Origin of the sequence: Flavivirga abyssicola (assembly GCF_030540775.2) — a bacterium.
Lineage (GTDB): Bacteria > Bacteroidota > Bacteroidia > Flavobacteriales > Flavobacteriaceae > Flavivirga > Flavivirga abyssicola.
Window position 1 is genome coordinate 2658294 of the sequence record NZ_CP141266.1, and the last position, 20503, is coordinate 2678796.

The following is a 20503-nucleotide window of genomic DNA, read 5'->3' on the forward strand; positions in this document are numbered from 1 at the left end:
CTATGGCTATAGTAATTAATATGCCGCGTTTAAGCGACACCATGGAAGAAGGAACAGTCGCAGCTTGGTTGAAAAAAGTAGGCGATAAAATTGAAGAGGGCGATATTCTTGCAGAAATAGAAACAGATAAAGCAACTATGGAGTTTGAATCTTTTAACGAAGGGACGTTACTTCATATAGGTGTTCAAGAAGGAGAGACCACTAAAGTAGATGAATTATTGGCTATCATAGGTGATGAAGGTGAAGATATAACAAGTTTATTAAGTGGAGACACCGCTTCTGCGGAAGTAAAAGAAGATGTCATTCAGAACGAAAGTGAAGAATCTCAAAAGGATGAAGGGTCAGTGAGTACAGTCGAATTACCGGAAGGTGTTATCGTTGTAACCATGCCGCGTTTAAGTGATACCATGGAAGAAGGAACCGTTGCAACATGGCTTAAAAAAGTAGGGGATACTGTTGAAGAAGGTGATATTTTAGCCGAAATTGAAACAGATAAGGCTACTATGGAGTTTGAATCCTTTCAAGCAGGAACATTACTTCATGTAGGATTACAAGAAGGAGAATCTGCAAAAGTAGATGCTTTATTAGCTATTATTGGCCCAGCTGGAACAGATGTAAAGGATGTAGCTAGTAATTTTAAAGTTTCTGGAGATTCAGCAAAAACAGAAGAAGCTCCTAAAAAAGAAACCCCAAAAGCAGAAGCTCCTAAAGCGACTGCTAAGCAAGAAACAGCAAAACCAAATAAATCAGTTGCAGCAACGTCAGCAAATGGTGGACGATTATTCGCTTCTCCATTAGCTAAAAAGATAGCAGAAGAAAAAGGGATTAACTTATCTCAAGTTCAAGGTTCTGGAGAAAATGGACGTATCATCAAACAGGATGTTGAGAATTTTGTTCCAGCGTCTTCAGGAGCATCCGTTGGTAAATTTGTTCCAACAGGACAAGAAGATTTTGATGAGGTTACTAACTCGCAAATGCGTAAAGCCATTGCTAAAGCATTAACAAATTCTAAGTTTACGGCACCTCATTATTATTTAAATGTAGAGTTCGATATGGAAAATGCGATTGCATTCCGTAAACAATTCAACTCTGTTCCAGATACAAAAATATCATATAACGATATGGTTGTTAAAGCTTGTGCATTAGCATTAAAGCAGCACCCACAAGTAAATTCGCAATGGTTTGCCGATAAAATGCGTTTAAATAACCATGTGCATGTTGGAGTAGCGGTAGCAGTTCCAGATGGATTGGTAGTACCTGTAGTTAAGTTTGCAAATGAGCAATCATTACCGCAAATAGGAGCAGCAGTTAAAGAACTTGCAGGAAAAGCCAGAAACAAAAAATTAACACCAGCCGAAATGGAAGGTAGTACATTTACAGTTTCTAATTTAGGGATGTTTGGTATAGAAAGTTTTACGTCTATTATCAACCAACCAAATTCAGCTATTCTTTCGGTAGGAAACATTGTTGAAAAACCAGTAGTTAAAGACGGTAAAATAGTTGTTGGAAATACAATGAAATTATCTTTAGCCTGTGACCATAGAACGGTTGATGGGGCAACTGGAGCTCAGTTTTTACAAACATTAAAAGGGTATATTGAAAACCCAGTAACCATGTTAGTGTAATTAATCCCTGCGGCATGTGCTGAACTCGTTTCAGTAGTAAGGCAGGAAGAATTCATAATAAATATTTAAACCTGTTTCATTTATTTGAAACAGGTTTTTGTTTTTTAATACCAAAACAATTAAAGTCAATATACTGTGATTCAGCTCTAGTTTTTTATCTTTAAACTCTAATAAAATTAGGAATGAAAAAACTATTAAGTATTGTAGTTGTTATACTGTTTTTTAGCTGTGGTTCTCAAAATAAGGTCTCTGAAATAAAGCATACAAGTAAGTTAGCTTTAAAAGAAGATATCAAGGCTAGCTTAGAGTATTTAGCTTCAGATGAATTAAAAGGAAGGCATACTGGAAGCGAAGGTATTGAAAAGGCAGCCATTTTTATTGAGAACTTTTTTAAGAAAAATAAGGTGCAACCTTATTTTAAAACCTATAGAGACAGTTTTCATCTAAAGGATATTGTTGGTTACAACATCGTAGGTTATATAGAGGGTCAGGATTCAGAACTTAAAAATGAATTCGTAATACTTGGAGCTCACTACGATCATATAGGAACAGTAGAATCTGTAAATGGTGATAGTATTGCTAATGGTGCAAATGATGATGCCTCTGGTACAGTAGCGGTTTTAGAATGGGCGAAGTATTTTTCTAAATCAAAAAGTAACAAACGAAGCATTTTATTTACATTATATGCAGCAGAAGAAATGGGATTAAAGGGCTCTGATCATTTGGCAAAACGAATGAAGGAGGAAGGACTTAACCTGTATACTATGATTAATTTTGAGATGATAGGTGTACCTAGAACTGAAAAAGAAACCATGGCTTATATAACAGGCTATGAAAAATCCAATATGGCTGAAAAATTAAATAGTTATGCAAAAGGGGATATAGTGGGCTTTTTACCCCAAGCCAAAGCATATAATTTGTTTGAACGTTCAGATAACTATCCGTTTTTCAAAAAATTTAACATACCGGCTCAAGCAATTTCTACATTCGATTTTACAAACTTTGATTATTATCATCATGTGGATGATGAAGCAGACAAAATGGATTTTGAACATATGACATCTTTTATAAATAAGATGATACCAGCTTTAGAAGGTATGATTAATGCCAGCACAAAAGAAATAAAAATGAACAATGAGTAAAAATATAATTATTACAGGAACAAGTAGAGGTATAGGTTTTGAGTTGGTTCAATTATTTGCTGATGCTGGTCATAATGTTTTAGCGTTATCTAGAAATAGTAAACCAATAGAAGATCTTAGGTTAAAAAATGTTGAATCATTGCCTTTTGATTTAAGTAAGAATGATGATTATGGTAAAGTAAAAACCTTTGTTGGTTCTAATTGGAATCAGGTAGATATTCTAATTAATAATGCAGGGGCTTTATTAAATAAACCTTTTTCAGAAACATCAATACAAGATTTTGAGCAAGTATATAAAACAAATGTTTTTGGTGTTTCAGAAATGACCAGAACAGTACTGCCTTATATGAAACATAATGCTCATGTTGTAACAATCAGTTCTATGGGAGGTGTTCAAGGAAGTATGAAGTTTGCAGGTTTAAGTGCCTATAGTTCCAGCAAAGCAGCAGTTATTACTTTAACAGAATTACTCGCCGAAGAATATAAAGAAACGGGACAATCGTTTAACGTATTAGCTTTAGGAGCCGTACAGACCGAAATGTTGGAAGAGGCTTTTCCAGGGTATCAAGCACCTACCACGGCATTGGAAATGGCACAGTATATTTTTGATTTTTCGCTTAGTGGACATAGATATTATAACGGAAAACTACTCCAAGTTTCTAATTCTACACCTTAAACGATTAGCCTATTTATAATAAAAAAAGTCAAGATGAGTTCAAATCTTAAAAAAATATTTACGTACCCAAATTTAATTATTTGTCGACCTGTTACTCCTCCAAAATATTTATCTTGCAGTAAATTTTAGCTTACAGAATGCTTAAAAAAATACTATTTTTCGTCATAATAACTTCTTCAATAACGAAAAGCCAAGCCCAATGTACTGATGTAAGAACGATTGATATCTGTGATATGACTATTGTAGATAGCGATCCTAGTAATCCAGAACCAGATGGAATTATTAATCTTTATGATAGATATAATGCCCTTCCAGGTGTTACGCCTATAGATCCTTCAATGGGAAATTGGGTTGATCCGAATTTTAATTTTGCATTAGACGGGGCTGGTAATTTACATTTGTGGGATTTGGATAAATCTTCAGAAGTAGAGACAGACCACCAATTTCATTTTTTAAGTGTCACGTCTGGATGCCCTAATAATATTCTTATAAGATTGAATGTGGTTGTGGGAGCGTTTTCTGGTTATGCTAAAGGTGCTGGTACTACTGGAGCAAACGTGCAAATCTGTGATTTGAACTCTACACCGAGAAATAGATGTAATTTAAAAGTAGATATAGATCTTTTTAACACTTTAGAACCTATTCCAAGTCCGCATCTTAACGGAACGTGGGTATATAATGGAGGTGGCTCTGGTTTTGTTAGTCTAAATGGTTCAGACTTAACAGTCACGATCCCATATGATGCAGGACCATCTCGGGTTGATGAACAAACTTTTCAATTTACTTATATAGTTCAGGGTATGGATCCTTGTAATATGGTACCTTACCCTAGTGATGCAAGAACAAATGTTAGCGTTTCTGTTGTAAGAAAAGTGTTTTCTGGGTATTCAAAAAATCAACGTATCTGTGAAGATGTTATTAAAAGCGGTAGATATGATGTAGATATAGATTTAAGAAATGATGAATTTTTGGAACTTGAAGATATAGATGGGACTTGGACAGGAAGCGGTTTTGGTCAAGTAACAAGCCCAATAGATTCCAGAATAAATATTAAAGATATTTATGATCAAATAATAGCTAGAGATGGGGTTAAGTTTGGATGCGCGCAAGTTAATTATGATTACACAGTAAAGCAACGATCTGGAGTTTGTGCAGACACAACGTCTACAGTTAGTTTTAAAATTTATGAAGCTTTAAGACCGTTTAGCCAAAGTGGTACTTTACCATCGTATTGTGAAGATGACCCTAATCAACCAACTACAATAAATTTATATAACGAACTAGAGTTTACAACCGAAAATGGCATTTCATTTGAGTATAACAGGGATGCCTGGACTAATTGGAGGCTTGTTTCCGGGCCTTCAAATTTGGGGCTTGTATCTAATGGAAATCTTCCATTTCCACAAGCAGGGTATTCTTCATTGGGACCTGTTAGTTTGTTAAATGCCCCTCCAGGAAATTATGTTTTTGAATATGTTGTTTATCCCGAATATAATTGTTGGCCTGATAGTTTCCAGGTACTTGATTATTCTTCTGGTTATTGTGATATAATTCCTAATAATACACTTCCTTGTCAAGAGCAACGCGCAAGAGTGAGGTTCAGAATTCATCCTAAACTTTATGCAGGAGAAGATACAGGAGGATTACTGTTTTGTGAAACAGACCCGACCATAGCAGCTCCTTTAGACTTATTTACGTTATTAACCACAAATGGAGTTGATGATGTTTATCAAGGACCACAAGGCAGGTGGGTAGATTTAAATACAGGAAATAGCATAACAAATCCATTTACGATACCCCAAATTAACAATCAACAAACTTTTAATTTTGAGTATATCACAAGAACGGTTAACAATTGTGAAGATAGGGCGAGATTGTCTTTTACAGTGTTTGAAGAATACCAATCGGGAGTAGGATTATCAAGAAGAGATGTATGTGACAATAATGTGCCATTTGATTTATTTGATGATTTAACGGGTAACCCTAATACCAATGGAACATGGACAGGGCCTAATGGATATACTTCTGCGTCCCATAATGCGATATTTACACCTGGAGTTTCAGATGAAGGAGACTATATTTATATAGTTCCTAATAATGTTGATGTTTTTACAGGAACCGTTATGTGTAACGGAAATTCAGCAACGATTACAGTTGTAAATCATCAAAGTCCAAGTGCTGGAACAGGAGGAAGCTATTTTGTATGCCGTTCGGATTTACAAATAGATTTAGTGGATTATTTAGATGCTTCTGCGGATTCTGGTGGTGTTTTTAGAAATTTGGATACTACAGATTTATTAACAGGAAGTTTATTAGATGTATCGCAATTAGGAGCAGGAACATATAATTTTCAATATGAAATTCAAGGACACGTTTCATGTAACTTATCTACATCACAAATTTCAATAACAGTAGTAGAAGTTCCAAGTCCAAATGCAACAGATCAGATATTTTGTGCCAGTATTGGAGCAACAGTTTTAGATCTTGTTGCTACTAGTGGTGTAGACTTTAATTGGTATGATAATATAGATGATACAACCCCTTTGTCTATAGGAATGGTTTTAATTAATGGAGAAGATTATTTTGTTGCGGCAGTCGACTCAGAAGGGTGTGAGTCTTCTAGAATTGGAATAGTAGTAGAACTTTTACCGCTTAATCATCCAGACTGTATTAGTTGCTTTAAAGATGGTATTTCTGTTAATGGAGATGGTGAAAACGACGCGTTTGATTTATGTGGATTACCAACAGTATTTCCAGATTTTGAATTAAATATTTACAATAGGTTTGGAACATTGGTTTATAAAGGAAATAGAGATACGCCTCTTTTTGAAGGAAAATCCAATGTATCATTAACTGTTGGAGATGAGTTGCCATCTGGCGTTTATTTTTATGTGTTCGATCCAAAAGATGGAGTAACAGACCCTATTCAAGGAAACTTTTATTTAAGTAGATAATGAGCCGTTTATAGAATGAAGATTAAAATATTTATAGTATTCATAATATGTGGTTTGTCTGCATATGCTCAACAAGAACCCCAGTACACACAATATATGTATAACATGGGTTTGGTAAATCCGGGTTATATGATAAACGAACCTAGTATTATACAAGTTGGTAGCTTGTACCGTACACAATGGGTTGGTATAGATGGAGCCCCTAAAACAGCTAATTTATTTGCAAATGTTCCTTTAAGTGAAAAGATAGAATTAGGCGTAAATTATTTAAATGATAATATAGGAGGCAACATAAACCTTAGTGAAAATGTATTTAATATTAATGCAGCATATAAGATTAGTATCAAGAAAGATTTAAACCTGTCCTTTGGAATAAAAATGGGGTTTGATCATATAAATTTTAGTAGCCTTGGCAGTAATGTTAGTGGAGACCCTTTGTTTGAAAACACGAATAAGACAGTAATAAATATTGGTGCGGGAGCCTTTTTATTTCACAATAATTATTATGTCGGATTGTCATCACCAAATCTTATTCCAAGCGATTTAAATGTTAATAGTGGTGTATTATATAAAGACAAACCACATGTCTTTTTAATTGGAGGTTATGTGTTTGATGTTAATAGCGAATTTAAATTAAAACCATCTACAGTTATTAAATATGTTACAGGAGCACCCTTATCGTTCGATGTCTCTGCAAATGCCCTTTATCTGGATACATTCGAGTTAGGCATATCGTACCGTTATCAAGATGCCGTTTCCGGTTTAGCAGGTATCAATATTACACCAAATTTAAAAGTTGGATACGCCTACGATTTTAATACAAGCCAATTAAATAATTATAATAGTGGGAGTCATGAATTTATATTACTCTATAGATTTGATGTGTTAGGACTAAGTAAAAAGTATTCATCCCCAAGATTTTATTAATATGATTAAGAATATTACTTTTATTATAATCAGCCTGTTTTTTATACAGGTATCATTTGGGCAAAAGAAAACAAGAGCCGATCGTTTTTTTGAAAAAGGAGATTATAGCAATGCTGCTAAATATTATGAAGAAGAAATAAAAAAAGAACGTCACAAAAAAGCTATAGAAAATATAGCCGTTTGTTATTATAATACCTTTGAATATCGTCTCGCATCGAGATATTTAAAACAATTAGTAAAAGGAAAATACGGTGAAAAAGATAAAACCTATAATAATGAGTATAACTTTAAATTATACCAGGTATTATCAGCCTTAGGAGATTATGAAACAGGATTGGATTATTTCAAGCGATATAAAGAAAATCTATCTGTTTCTTTAGATGCATCAGAATCTATTGAAATTATAGAAGCGTTTAAATTGAAAAATCCGGATTATAAGATTAAAAAGAGTCCGTTTAATTCTGAATCATCCGATTTTGGAGCTGTAAAATTTAATGATACCGTTTATTTTACTTCCGATAGGGATAATAAAAAACTCTTAAGAAAAAAATACAAATGGACGCATCAATCCTTTCTTGATATCTACGCAGTAAAAGTTGATGAAAATAATGATACCATAGGAAGCATTAAACCACTCCCCAAAACAATAAATTCTAAATTGCACGAAGGTAATTTCTGTTTTACAAGTGATGGAAATACGCTTTATATTTCAAGAAGTAATTATACCGATGGAAAGAAAGAGTTTAACGAGCAGTCTAATAACAATATTCATTTATATAAAACCACTCGCGTAAATGGTAAATGGGGCAAATTAGAAAAATTACCGTTTAATAAAAACGGATTCTCCTATCAGCATCCCGCTTTGAGTCCAGATGATAAAAAACTCTATTTCTCATCAGATATAGAAGGGGGCTACGGTAGTTTTGATTTATATTATGTGGCTATTGAGGTAGATGGAACTATTGGAGAACCAGTTAATTTAGGACAAACCATTAACACCGAAAACAGAGAACATTTTCCATTTATATCACAAGAAGGTAATCTGTTTTTTGCATCCAATGGTCATTTAGGATTAGGGATGTTAGATAACTTTGTTTCAGAGCGCGTTAATAATGCATTTACTAAGCCAATTAATTTGGGAGCACCTATTAATTCGAGGTATGATGACTTTAGTTTAAATTATTATAATGCTAAAGAAGGATTCTTTTCTACAAATAGAAATAAAAAAAATGATGAAATATTCAAGTTTAAACAAACAGGAGAAGTTTTTATAAGAGAATATATAAATAGGTTTGAAGTAAGAGATTTAGAAACCAAAGCATACATTCCAAATACCGAAGTTGTATTAAAAGATAAAAAAGGAGTTGAGAAATATACCAATACCTTAGACTCTTTAGCATTTTTTAATATCAATTTATTAGCAAATAATTATGAGTTTTCGGCTAATAATGAAGCCTATACACCTAATACATTAAATGTAACGGTAGCAGAGGCCCAAGACCAAATACATGTATTGTATTTAAAGAAAATACCGCCTCCGCCACCAATAGACCCCGTAGAAGCATTAATTGAAGAAAAGAAAATTGATAAAAAATTAAAAGAAGAAGACCCTGAACGGTTTGAATTATTAACCGATGTAGAAGGCCCCCCAGTTATTGAAAAAGATGGTAAATTATTTTTCCAATTAGAACCCATTTATTTTAATTTTGACATGTGGAATATCAGGGCAGATTCTAAAAAAATACTCGATGAATTGGCAGCTAAATTAGAACGCTACCCAAATATTTACCTAAAAATAAGTTCGCATACAGATAGTAGAGGAACCGTACGTTATAATCAGATTTTATCAGAAAGACGAGCAGAATCAACAAGGAATTACCTAGCCTTAGAAGGATTTATTAATGCACGTCGAATGAAATTTCAGGGTTTTGGAGAATTAGAACCTATAGTTCCATGTCCTATGTTAGATTGCACTGATGATGAACATCAGTTAAATAGACGTAGCGAATTTGAAATAGTTAAGTATTAAAAAATTTACTTATGAGTAAATACAAATGTGTTATTTTCGATTGCGATGGCGTACTGATTGATAGTGAAACGATAGCCGTTGGTACTATGGTCGATATGGCAAATGATTTAGGAGCCAATATTGAAAAAGAAGGCGCCGTTAGTCAGTTTAAAGGGAAATCGTTTAGCTCCTGTATGGATACCATTTCACAGTTAATAGGGAAACCTTTGCCCGAAACTTTTGAGGCAGATTATAGAGTGAAAAGTTTTGAAGCCTTTAAACAACATATAAAACCTATTGAAGGTATTAAAGAAGTGGTACAAAGCTTAAAAGTACCATTTTGTACAGCGTCTAGTGGTCCAGAAAATAAAATCCGACTTAACTTAGGACTTACTGGTCTATTGCCTTTTTTTGAAAACAATATTTTTAGTTGTTATACGATCAAGAAGTGGAAACCAGATCCAGGTGTGTTTTTGTGGGCAGCAGAAACAATGGGTTTTAAACCAAGCGAATGTGTGGTTGTTGAAGACAGCTTATCTGGAGTAAGAGCCGCAAAAAATGGAGGTTTTGATGTGTTTGGATTTACGGCACATGATTATAATAATGAATTGGAAGCAGAGGCTACAAAGACTTTTAGTAGCATGTCTGAGCTTTTGGAGATGATATGATTTTATCATTATTTCTTTATTGACATTCATTTGGCGAGTTTTCTTTTTTGTGAGAAAACGTTTGAAAAAGAAAGTATAAAACCATTATTTTTGTTTTAATGCAAGATGTGCTTCAAAATTATATTCCAGAAATTGCCATACCTCAAGTTTTAAAACTTTTAGAACATGACAATTTGGTGGTTAAAATTAAAAATGAACGAAAAACACGCCATGGTGACTATAAGCGATTACCAAACGGGAAGCATCAAATAACCGTCAATTCTAATCTAAATACCTATCGATTTTTAATCACATTAATACATGAAGTTGCTCATTTTGAGGCTTATAAAACTTATGGTAGGTTTATAAAACCCCATGGGATAGAATGGAAGCGCACATTTCAACATTTAATGTTGCCATTTTTAAATCCTGAGATTTTTCCAGATCATATATTACCACTTTTAGCAAAACATTTTAGAAACCCTAAAGCAAGTAGTGATACCGATGTGAATTTAGCATTAGCCTTAAAACAGTTTGATGAACCCAATAATAAAACCTATATTTTTGAAGTGCCTTTAGGAAGCACTTTTAAGTTATATAATGGTAAAGTTTTTAAAATGGGACAAAAACGGGTAAAACGTTTTGAGTGTGTTGAAGTTAAAACAGGAAAGTTGTATCTTTTCAATCCGAATGCAGAAGTTGAAATTGTTATTCCAACAGAGGCAGGGGTTTGATGAATTAAATCTCAATGTTAGACAAAGCTTGTAAAAGAGATTTTTAAAATTATAAATAAACGGATTCCTATTTTTAAGGGACGATATAATATATATGAAGAATAAAAATTATTACGCCATTTTAATGGCAGGCGGTGTTGGATCCAGATTTTGGCCAGTAAGTACTCAAGATTTTCCTAAACAGTTTCACGATATGTTGGGAACTGGTGATACATTAATTCAGAAAACCTTTCATCGTTTAGCAAAATTAATACCAGAAGAGAACATCTTTATTTTAACCAACGAGCGTTATAATGATCTCGTGTTAGAACAATTACCAAGTGTTACAAAACGGCAAGTGGTGTTAGAACCAGCCATGCGAAATACAGCCCCCTGTATCTTATATGCATCATTAAAAATTCAAAAAGAGAATCCAGATGCTGTTATGATTGTAGCACCTAGCGATCATTGGATAGAAGATGAAAATGCCTTTTCTGAAAATGTACAACAAGCATTCAATTTTTGCTCTAAAAATAATGCCTTAATGACTTTGGGCATTCAGCCAACATTTCCTAATACAGGATATGGTTATATTGAATTCGATAAAACTTCCGCGGAAGCGATAAAAGCGGTTAGTCAATTTAAAGAAAAACCTGTTTATGAGGTAGCAAAGCAATATATAGCACAAGGCAATTTTTTGTGGAATGCAGGTATTTTCATGTGGAGTGTACAAAGTGTTGTTGAAGCTTTTAAGAATAACCAACCAGAATTATTTGCACTATTTGAAAATGGTATAGAGGTCTATAACACCGATTTTGAAGATGACTTTATTCGAGACCATTATGGTAAAGCAGAAAATATCTCGGTAGACTATGCCATTATGGAAAAATCAACCAATGTTTATGTCATTGCAGCAGAGTTTGATTGGAACGATCTTGGTACTTGGGGAAGTTTATATGATAAATTAGATAAGGATAATAGCAAAAACGCTGTAGTGAATGCTAGAACATTAACAGAGGACGCATCTGGCAATATGATTCGCGCTCAAGATGATAAAATAGTAGTAGTTGATGGCTTACAAGACTATATTATTGTAGATAAAAAAGAAGTTTTACTTATCTTTCCTAAGACAAAAGAACAAGATATTAAAAAAGTACTCCAAAATGTGAAGGATAAGTTTGGAGAGCATTATAGTTAAAATATAATTATGAGCGAAGAAAGTAAATTCAATTTTTCTGAAGAGGAAACTAGTCAGGACAAAGCGGTTGAGCAATCAAAAGAAGCTGTAAAAAAAGATGCTAAAGGTTTATTTCAAAGCATTAAAACCTTTTTTAATGAGTTGCTGGACTTTAGGGATGATACCGATAGAGATGCAACCATTGAAGCCATAAAAAAAGATATTCCTTTTAAAGGGGCTACAGCATGGATTTTAATTTGCTCAATTTTTGTGGCTTCTGTTGGGTTAAATGCAAACTCACCTGCTGTTGTTATTGGTGCCATGTTAATTTCTCCATTAATGGGACCCATTCTGGGGGTAGGACTTTCTATTGCTATTAACGATATTGATACCTTAAGGAAATCCTTAGTGAACTTGGCAACCATGATTGTTTTAAGTTTACTAACCGCATATTTGTTTTTTAAGTTTTTTCCAACGGCAGACTTAAAGACTAATGAACTTTTTGGGCGTACAAAACCAGATGTTAGAGATGTCCTCATAGCCTTTTTTGGTGGTTCAGCATTAATTATTGCGCGTACCAAAAAAGGAACCATAGCTTCGGTTATTTTTGGTGTTGCTATTGCTACAGCTTTAATGCCTCCTCTGTGTACTGCAGGTTATGGTTTAGCCCACAATTGGGATTATTTTATAGGCGCTATGTATTTGTTTACTATCAATACTATTTTTATAGCGCTGGCTACATTTATAGTGTTGAAAGTGCTACGTTTTCCAATGCTAAAATATGCTAATTCTAAAAAAAGAAAACGTATTGCACAATTGGCATCTATACTAGCCATATTGGTTATGGCTCCTGCTATTTGGACATTTGTAGATTTTATAAAACAAAGCGGTTTTGAAAATGACTATAATAACTTTGTTAAGGATGAAATTACATCTAATCGGGAATTATGGTTTCAAAATGGGACATTAAACACTAGTGATGAAAAAATAACGTTGTATTTCAATGGAGAAATTACAGATGCTACTGAAGCTGATTTAAGAAATGAATTAAAACGTTATGATAAAATCAAAGAATTTAACCTTGAAATAAACGGAAATAAAAATAGGAGTTTTGATAAAATATCTGAGGCTTATGATAGAGCTATTAAGGAATTAGACCAAAAAGATAATATCATTTCTGGTTTACAAAAACAAATTGTAGACTTACAAATTGAAGTCACAGAATTAAATAAAAAAATAGAAAATAATGCCTCTCAAAGCAGTTCGGTTTCATTTACCAATTTGTCGCGCGATGCTAAAGTACGATTTAGTGATTTACAATATTTTAGTTATGCAAAAATGCTTGAATCTAAAGATTTTATTAAAATTGATACTATAGCTGTTGCTCATATAAAATGGAGAAAATCCTTAAAAGATAGTATGGTTTTAATAAAAGAAAAAGCATTGAATAAGTGGTTGAAACAAACACTAAATTTAGATACTTTGGTTGTTAAAAAGGTTGATTAGTTTTTAAGTTTAAAAATAAAACAATACGATGAAAAATAATGTTTTAGGGCTCGTTTTAATGATCCTCTTGTTAGGGTTTTCATGTAAAGAAAAAAGAGAAACAAAACAGACTAAGTTGGAACCCAAAAAAACACCAACCCTAAATTTAGTCTGGCAAACAGATACGCTTCTAACAACTAGTGAAGCTGTTTTATATCATAAAGAGTCAGATATTATTTTTGTTGCTAATGTTAATAAATCTCCATGGGAAAAAGACAATAATGGCTTTTTATCAACCATAGATACCAAAGGCAATATTTTAGAATTAAAATGGCTCGAAGGCTTAAGTGGTCCTAAAGGAATGGGGGTTTTTGATGGTAAATTATATGTGAACGATATTGATAGAATTGTAGAAATAGACATAAAAACACAAAAAATAATCAATACTTATACTGTTGATGGAGAACCGCAATTAAACGATATTACTATAAGTCCCGAAGGTGTAGTATATGCATCGGGATCCAGTACAAATTTGATTTATGTTTTAGAAAATGAAGAGCTTATTAAGCATAAAATAGATACCGAAGGTCGATTAAACGGGTTACTACATCAAGATGAAAATATGTACTTTCTGGATTCTGGAAAACACTATTTTGGAAGCTATAATTTCAATTCGAAGACCTCAGAAATATTAACAACAGATATTGGACATGGGGATGGTATTGTTAGATTAGAAAATGGAGATTTCATTGTTTCTAGCTGGATGGGTGAGATTTTTTATATTGATTCAACTAATTGGAAAAAAATTCAATTGCTAGATACTAGAGAAAAAGCTATTAATTCTGCAGATATTGATTATATACCAGAAACTCAAATGTTACTGGTACCTACCTTTTTTAATAATCGGGTTATGTGTTACAAGCTCGATTTGTAATTTAAAACATACGTACGCTATTTAGCGATTAATTATAAATGCTTTGCTAAAAGAATTAGTCCCAGAAGTAATGTGTATAAAATAGTTTCCGTTAGTAATATTTGGATTTAGCTTTAATCCAACCTTATTTGGCGATTCTTTTAAAAGGTTTTTTTCAATTTGTACTGGATGACCTAAGGTATCATAAATAATAACATCAACAGCGTTTGTTAAATTACCATTGAAAGTTATTGTAAGGTTAGATTTTACTGTAGGATTTGGGTAAACATAGCCAGAAACAGTTTCATCTATAAGAATATCTTCGACCGATAAATAACCAGGAAATGTAATTTCGAATTTTGGAAGATTGGCATTCCAATTGTTTTCTGCTTCAATACTATCAAAAAATTGAGGTGTTATATGGGTTTTAGACCATTGATAAGCATCATCAATCATAGAGTTAAGTATTGCTGGGTACTGAGCGCTTAAATTATTGGATTCTCCTTTGTCATTATCAATATTGTATAGACGCCACACACCATTACCAGTCGTATAAGCTTTCCATTGGTCACGTCTTATACCTACATTATTAATCTTTTTATGTCTCATGGCAAATATAGATTCACCAGCACGGGCATTTGTATTAATAATAATATTGTTTAAAATGTCTTTACCGTCTATTTCCTTACCATTCGGAATTGATGCTCCTGCTAGATTAACAAACGTAGGATATAAATCTAAAGAAGAAACAGGGTAGTCATAACTTGCACCAATCGGAATATTGCCATCAGGCCAATGCATGAACATGGGTACCCGAAAACCACCTTCGTAAGTGTCTCCTTTAGCACCTCTTAAAGGAGCATTGTTGGCCATACCAGTATTGTCCAATCTACCGCCATTATCACTTAGAAAAACGATTAGAGTGTTATCCAATTCATTAGCTGCGATTAATGCATCTACAATATTTTTTATACCTCTATCAACGGCATAAACCATAGCCGCATATTGTTTTCTTCTATCATTAGAATATGAAAATGAATAGGGTGGATTTGTTAATATATTTTCATCTGATGTTTTGGATTGAATCGGAGAGTGTGGCGCATTGTAGGACATAAACAAAAAAAATGGATCACTGTCATTGGTCTCGGCATCTTGAATAAAAGCAACACCTTTATCAGAAAATAAATCTGTAATATATTCATTGGCAGGCTCATTAGCAAGCCCTCCATTTTCTCGTAAATCTCTATTGTAGGCTCCATTAAATCCACCGTTTGCAGCTGTTTTGGTAAAATAATTATGTCCTCCAGTTAGCATACCGTAGAAATAATCGAAACCGCGTGAATTTGGTTGATGTGCTGCCGATTGGCCAAGATGCCATTTACCAATTAAAGCGGTATTATACCCTGCATCTTGTAAAACCTTACTAAAAAAAGTTTCGTTTGTATCAACTCCTAAAACATATTCATTATCATTCAAATTATATTGGGCGCCTATTTTATGGGGGTATCTACCTGTCATTAAACCAGCGCGACTTGGCCCACAAAAAGGATGTGTTACATAAGCTGAGGTGAAAATAGTTCCGTTATCTGCCAAAGCATCAATATTTGGAGTCGCTATGTCTGTGCCCCCATTAAAGCCAACATCTGCATAGCCTAAATCATCTAATAAAATAAAGACAATATTAGGAGATTGACTTATGCCTTGGAAATGACTAATAATTAATAATGTAATTGTAGTAAATAATGGGGTAATTTTAAAAAGTGATTTCATAACAAATCGGTTTTTTCAATATATAAGCATATATTTTTCTAGGTTTATACAAAAAAAACATATTTTGATTATTAGATGTAATTATGAATTACCCATAAATTATCGAAATTTACCCATTGTTACTTGTTTTAACCCATATTCTACATTAGAAAGTCTATTACAGATTGAAATTATTGCAAAATTTATCGTTTTACTGTATTTTTTAACTTAACTCTAGAAAGTACTCTATTAGAAATTAAAAAGCACTAGATTTTATTGCATTTTTCACTTTTCATTTCGACATTCTTAATGCATAATGTGGGTTGAATAAATGTACTGGTATTGTTTGTAGAAATAAAAGAGATATAAACAGTTAGGTGTAGAATTTGATCACTGTTTCTCCTCAATATACATCTGACGTACTTTTTTCATAAGCTCAGAAGAATATACAAAGTCTGTAACTACTTCATTATCTGTTTTGAAAATGGTTTTATTAGAACCTTCCCAAGCTTTTAGTCCGTCTTTTAAAAACACGATTTTTTCACCAATCTCCATAACAGAATTCATGTCATGTGAATTAATGACCGTTGTAATTTGGTACTCGTCGGTAATCTCTTGGATAAGGTTGTCTATAACAATAGCAGTCTTGGGATCTAACCCAGAATTAGGTTCATCACAAAACAAGTATTTAGGATTGTTTACGATGGCTCTAGCTATAGCAACCCGTTTTTGCATACCTCCAGAGGCTTCGCTAGGCATTTTATTATGGGCTTTGTCTAAATTAACACGTTTTAACACAAAATCGACACGATCTTCCATTTCGCTTTTGCTTTGTTCAGTAAACATTTGCAGGGGAAACATCACATTCTCTGCAATGGTCATAGAATCAAATAAAGCACTCCCTTGAAATACCATACCAATTTCAGCACGTAGATTACGTTTTTCATCTTCGGTTAATTGCGAAAATATTTTTCCATCATATGCAATAGAACCTTCTTCGTAATCAAATAAGCCTAACAAGCATTTAAGAAAAACAGTTTTTCCAGAACCACTTTGTCCGATTATAAGATTTGTTTTTCCTTTTTCAAAGCTTGTGCTAATGCCTTTTAAAACTTCAACACCATTAAACGATTTATGTAAGTTTTTTACTTCTATCATGAGCCTAGCATCATATCAGTTAATATATAATTTAACAGAATTATTACAACCGATGTCCAAACAAAAGATGTGGTGCTTGCTTTTCCAACCTCAAGAGCGCCGCCTTTCATATAATAACCGTGAAATGAAGGGATTGTAGCAAGAATAAATGCAAATACAAAAGTCTTTATAAAAGAATAAATTACATGAAAAGCTTCAAAATCGGTTTGGATTCCTAAAACATAATCCTCTAATGAAGTGTAACCACCAAAAACACATGCTGCCATACCACCAAGAATCCCTAAAAACATCCCTATAGCAATAGCAAAAGGGTATAAAAGTAAAGCAATTGTTTTGGGCAGAACTAGATAATTTAATGAGTTTATGCCCATAACTTCTAAAGCATCTATTTGTTCGGTAACACGCATCGTGCCTATGCTGGACGTTATAAAAGAACCAACTTTTCCAGCCATTATTATAGAAGTAAAGGTAGGAGCAAATTCTAATATAATAGATTGTTTGGTAGCAAATCCAACTAAATATTTAGGAATAAGTGGGTTGTTTATATTTAAGGCGGTTTGAATCGTTATAACACCACCAACAAAAAAGGAAATAAATGCTATAATACCGAGCGAACCTATAACTAAATCATCAATATCTTTAAATATTAATTTCTTCATCACAGACCATTTAGTTGGCTTGCGAAACATCTCAACTATCATTAAAAAATAAGCACCAATGTTATGAAGGTATGTCATATAAAAATTTGTTAGTGCTAAAGTAAAAAAAAGTTGATGGTATTTAACCTTAATTTTAAATTTTGATGTTTTAAAATCTTTATTTTTGAACATTAGAAATAAAACCGTTATGTTAAAAAATATATTTTTACCCCTCTTAGTTTTCTTTTTTTCTATGTCTTGTAAGGCACAAAACACTAAAAAAGAAAACATTGCCACTCATACAGTAATTGAGTCGAACCCAAAATTAGTTGTAGGCATTGTAGTAGACCAAATGCGATACGATTACTTAACACGATTTTATAATAAGTTTGGTGAAGGTGGTTTTAAACGTATGGTAAATGAAGGTTTTAATTGTAAAAACAATCATTTTAATTATATACCAACCTATACAGGACCAGGTCATACGTCTATTTATACAGGAACAACTCCAAAGTATCATGGTATTATTGGGAATAATTGGTATGATAAAGAAATTAAAAAAATGGTGTATTGTGCTGGAGATGGTTCTGTTCAGTCTGTTGGTACTAAAAATACAGCAGGTCAAATGTCTCCTCACAGAATGAAAACATCAACATTTCCTGATGAGAATAGATTGTTTACTCAAATGAGAGGTAAAACTATAGGCATTTCAATTAAGGATAGAGGCGCTATTTTACCTGCAGGTCATACGGCGAATGCAGCTTATTGGTTTCATGGCAAAGATGAAGGTCATTGGATTTCAAGTTCATTTTATATGAATGATTTACCAAATTGGGTAAAAGATTTCAATGCATCCGATGCCGCAGAATCTTATTTTAAAGTTTGGAATACTTTATATAACATTGATTCGTATGTAGAGAGTGGAAGCGATTTAAATACATTTGAGGGTGGCTTTAAAGGAAAAGAAACGGCAACGTTTCCTTATGATTTAAAGGCATTAAAAAAAGAAAATGGAGGCTTTGATATTTTAAAATCTACAGCCTATGGCAATAGCTTAACTACAGATTTCGCTCTGGCAGCATTAGATGGAGAACAATTAGGTAAAGATGCTATCACAGATGTTTTAGCAATTAGTTATTCTAGTACAGATTATATTGGACATAACTTTGGCGTAAACTCAAAAGAAATTGAAGATACTTATCTACGATTAGATAAGGATTTAGAAAGACTATTCTCCATTCTTGATACCAAAGTAGGAAAAGGAATGTACACCGTGTTTTTAACAGCAGACCATGGAGCAGTAGATGTACCTGCGTATTTACAGTCTGTTAAAATTCCAGCAGGATATTTAAAGAACTCCGAACGCAAAGAAAAATTCCAGAAATTTCTAAAAGATACTTTTGAAACAACAGATATTTTGGAAAACATTAGTAACAATCAAATTTTCTTAAATAGAGAAAGAATAAAAACCTTAGGATTAAATTTAAGTGATGTCCAAGATGCTATTGTGAATGAACAAATAACGTACAAGAATATTTCAAAAGCTTATACGGCAACAACAATGAGTTCTGTCGATTTTACTACTGGAGTTGAAGTGCTATTACAAAATGGATTTAATCAAAAAAGATCGGGAGATATATTATTAGTAGATGACCCAGCTTATATTTCTTATGGGAAAACAGGATCTACGCATGGTAGTGGGTTAAATTACGATACACATGTACCACTTTTATTTTTCGGAAAAGGCATAAAAAAGGGGCAGACCTATCAAAAAACAACAATAACTGATATTGCTCCAACCATGTCTGCGCTTTTAAGTATTAGTTTCCCAAATGGAACAACAGGACAACCACTAGAGTTTGTTTTAGATTAGTATGAATAAAAAGATAATTTACTCACTAGTAGCAATCCTTATTGTTTTTGGGATATATGGCTACGAGTATTTTTTAGAGGAAGAAGCAACAATTCAGATTGTTGAAACTGGTAAAGAAGTTAAAAATAATACAAATGAATATTTTTTACCTACCAGTACTACAGGTCAAATAATTCATCATGAGGGGTACTCATTGTCTTATAGTGAACCACATGAGCAGGCAGAGTGGGTTGCCTATGAATTAAAAAAATCCCATTTATCAAATAGTAATTTTAAACGCCCTTATTTTGAAATAGATAAAGCGGTAAAAACAGGTGCGGCACACTGGAGGAGTTACAAAAATTCTGGGTATGACCGCGGACATTTGTGTCCAGCAGGAGATAAGCGGTACAGTAAAATAGCTCATGATGAAACATTTTTAACAAGTAATATCAGCCCGCAAGAGCACCAATTTAATTCTGGTATTTGGAACAAACTAGAACAGAAAGTACGCTATTGGGCAAGGAAATATGATGGTGTTTTTGTAGTTACAGGAGGTGTTTTAAAAGGAGAAATGGATGCTATAGGTAATGATGAGGTATCCGTTCCAAATCAATTTTATAAAGTATTAATCGATAATAATTCTGGTAAAACAAAAATGATAGCGTTTTTAATGCCGCATAAAAAGTCGAATGCTCCATTATATGAATTTGTTGTTTCTGTAGATACTATTGAAGCTTTAACAGGAATAGATTTCTTTCCCCAATTAGATGATACTTTAGAAACTCAACTTGAATCTTCAAGTAGTTATAAAGGCTGGAGTTTTAATTAACGTACTA

General features: G+C 33.1%; 16 protein-coding genes. 13 read left to right on the forward strand and 3 right to left on the reverse strand.

From position 1 onward, the window contains the following. Positions 1–2: 2 nt before the first annotated feature. The 11 genes from Q4Q34_RS11135 (at position 3) to Q4Q34_RS11185 (ending at position 14288) form a co-directional block, all read left to right on the forward strand. Entirely contained in the window at positions 3–1625 is a 1623-nt protein-coding gene (locus Q4Q34_RS11135; RefSeq protein WP_303318207.1) for a pyruvate dehydrogenase complex dihydrolipoamide acetyltransferase, read from the forward strand. 182 nt (positions 1626–1807) lie between these two features. Further along, positions 1808–2767 (forward strand): M20/M25/M40 family metallo-hydrolase, encoded by a 960-nt coding sequence (locus tag Q4Q34_RS11140; RefSeq protein ID WP_303318206.1) that lies wholly within the window; start codon positions 1808–1810, stop codon positions 2765–2767. Next, positions 2760–3443: an SDR family NAD(P)-dependent oxidoreductase gene (locus Q4Q34_RS11145; RefSeq protein WP_303318205.1), complete on the forward strand. Its 684-nt coding sequence runs from the start codon at positions 2760–2762 to the stop codon at positions 3441–3443. The genes Q4Q34_RS11140 and Q4Q34_RS11145 overlap by 8 nt, the downstream gene beginning before the upstream one ends. A gap of 137 nt (positions 3444–3580) precedes the next feature. Beyond that, complete coding sequence (locus Q4Q34_RS11150) at positions 3581–6397, forward strand: T9SS type B sorting domain-containing protein (RefSeq protein WP_303318204.1); 2817 nt, start codon at positions 3581–3583, stop codon at positions 6395–6397. 15 nt (positions 6398–6412) lie between these two features. Then, positions 6413–7324 (forward strand): PorP/SprF family type IX secretion system membrane protein, encoded by a 912-nt coding sequence (locus Q4Q34_RS11155; RefSeq protein ID WP_303318203.1) that lies wholly within the window; start codon positions 6413–6415, stop codon positions 7322–7324. 1 nt (position 7325) lies between these two features. Beyond that, on the forward strand, positions 7326–9353 hold the full coding sequence (locus tag Q4Q34_RS11160) for an OmpA family protein (protein ID WP_303318202.1): 2028 nt from the start codon (positions 7326–7328) through the stop codon (positions 9351–9353). An 11-nt stretch (positions 9354–9364) separates the two neighbouring features. Further along, positions 9365–10000, forward strand: coding sequence for an HAD family hydrolase (locus Q4Q34_RS11165; RefSeq protein ID WP_303318201.1), 636 nt, complete (start codon positions 9365–9367; stop codon positions 9998–10000). Between the two features lie 98 nt (positions 10001–10098). After that, positions 10099–10713 (forward strand): SprT-like domain-containing protein, encoded by a 615-nt coding sequence (locus Q4Q34_RS11170; protein WP_303318200.1) that lies wholly within the window; start codon positions 10099–10101, stop codon positions 10711–10713. A gap of 94 nt (positions 10714–10807) precedes the next feature. Continuing rightward, positions 10808–11890 (forward strand): mannose-1-phosphate guanylyltransferase, encoded by a 1083-nt coding sequence (locus tag Q4Q34_RS11175; RefSeq protein WP_303318199.1) that lies wholly within the window; start codon positions 10808–10810, stop codon positions 11888–11890. A gap of 9 nt (positions 11891–11899) precedes the next feature. Continuing rightward, a complete protein-coding gene (locus Q4Q34_RS11180; RefSeq protein WP_303318198.1) occupies positions 11900–13375 on the forward strand; it encodes a DUF389 domain-containing protein in 1476 nt (491 codons plus the stop codon). Between the two features lie 28 nt (positions 13376–13403). Next, positions 13404–14288 (forward strand): NHL repeat-containing protein, encoded by an 885-nt coding sequence (locus Q4Q34_RS11185; RefSeq protein ID WP_303318197.1) that lies wholly within the window; start codon positions 13404–13406, stop codon positions 14286–14288. 21 nt (positions 14289–14309) lie between these two features. On the opposite strand, the gene Q4Q34_RS11190 is transcribed toward Q4Q34_RS11185, so the two are convergent. The 3 genes from Q4Q34_RS11190 to Q4Q34_RS11200 all read right to left on the reverse strand — a co-directional run bounded on the left by Q4Q34_RS11190 (position 14310) and on the right by Q4Q34_RS11200 (position 17911). Continuing rightward, positions 14310–16037 carry a sulfatase-like hydrolase/transferase gene (locus Q4Q34_RS11190; protein ID WP_303318196.1) on the reverse strand — a complete coding sequence of 576 codons (1728 nt, stop codon included), beginning with the start codon at positions 16035–16037 and terminating at the stop codon, positions 14310–14312. A 369-nt stretch (positions 16038–16406) separates the two neighbouring features. Then, a complete protein-coding gene (locus tag Q4Q34_RS11195; protein WP_303318195.1) occupies positions 16407–17174 on the reverse strand; it encodes an ABC transporter ATP-binding protein in 768 nt (255 codons plus the stop codon). After that, positions 17171–17911, reverse strand: coding sequence for an MlaE family ABC transporter permease (locus Q4Q34_RS11200; RefSeq protein ID WP_303318194.1), 741 nt, complete (start codon positions 17909–17911; stop codon positions 17171–17173). Before Q4Q34_RS11200 ends, Q4Q34_RS11195 begins: the two co-directional genes overlap by 4 nt. Positions 17912–18065: 154 nt before the next feature. On the opposite strand from Q4Q34_RS11200, the gene pafA reads away from it, so the two are divergent. Both pafA and Q4Q34_RS11210 read left to right on the forward strand, forming a co-directional pair. After that, a complete protein-coding gene (pafA, locus tag Q4Q34_RS11205; protein WP_303318193.1) occupies positions 18066–19685 on the forward strand; it encodes an alkaline phosphatase PafA in 1620 nt (539 codons plus the stop codon). 1 nt (position 19686) lies between these two features. Further along, positions 19687–20496 carry a DNA/RNA non-specific endonuclease gene (locus Q4Q34_RS11210; RefSeq protein WP_303318192.1) on the forward strand — a complete coding sequence of 270 codons (810 nt, stop codon included), beginning with the start codon at positions 19687–19689 and terminating at the stop codon, positions 20494–20496. Positions 20497–20503 lie beyond the last annotated feature (7 nt).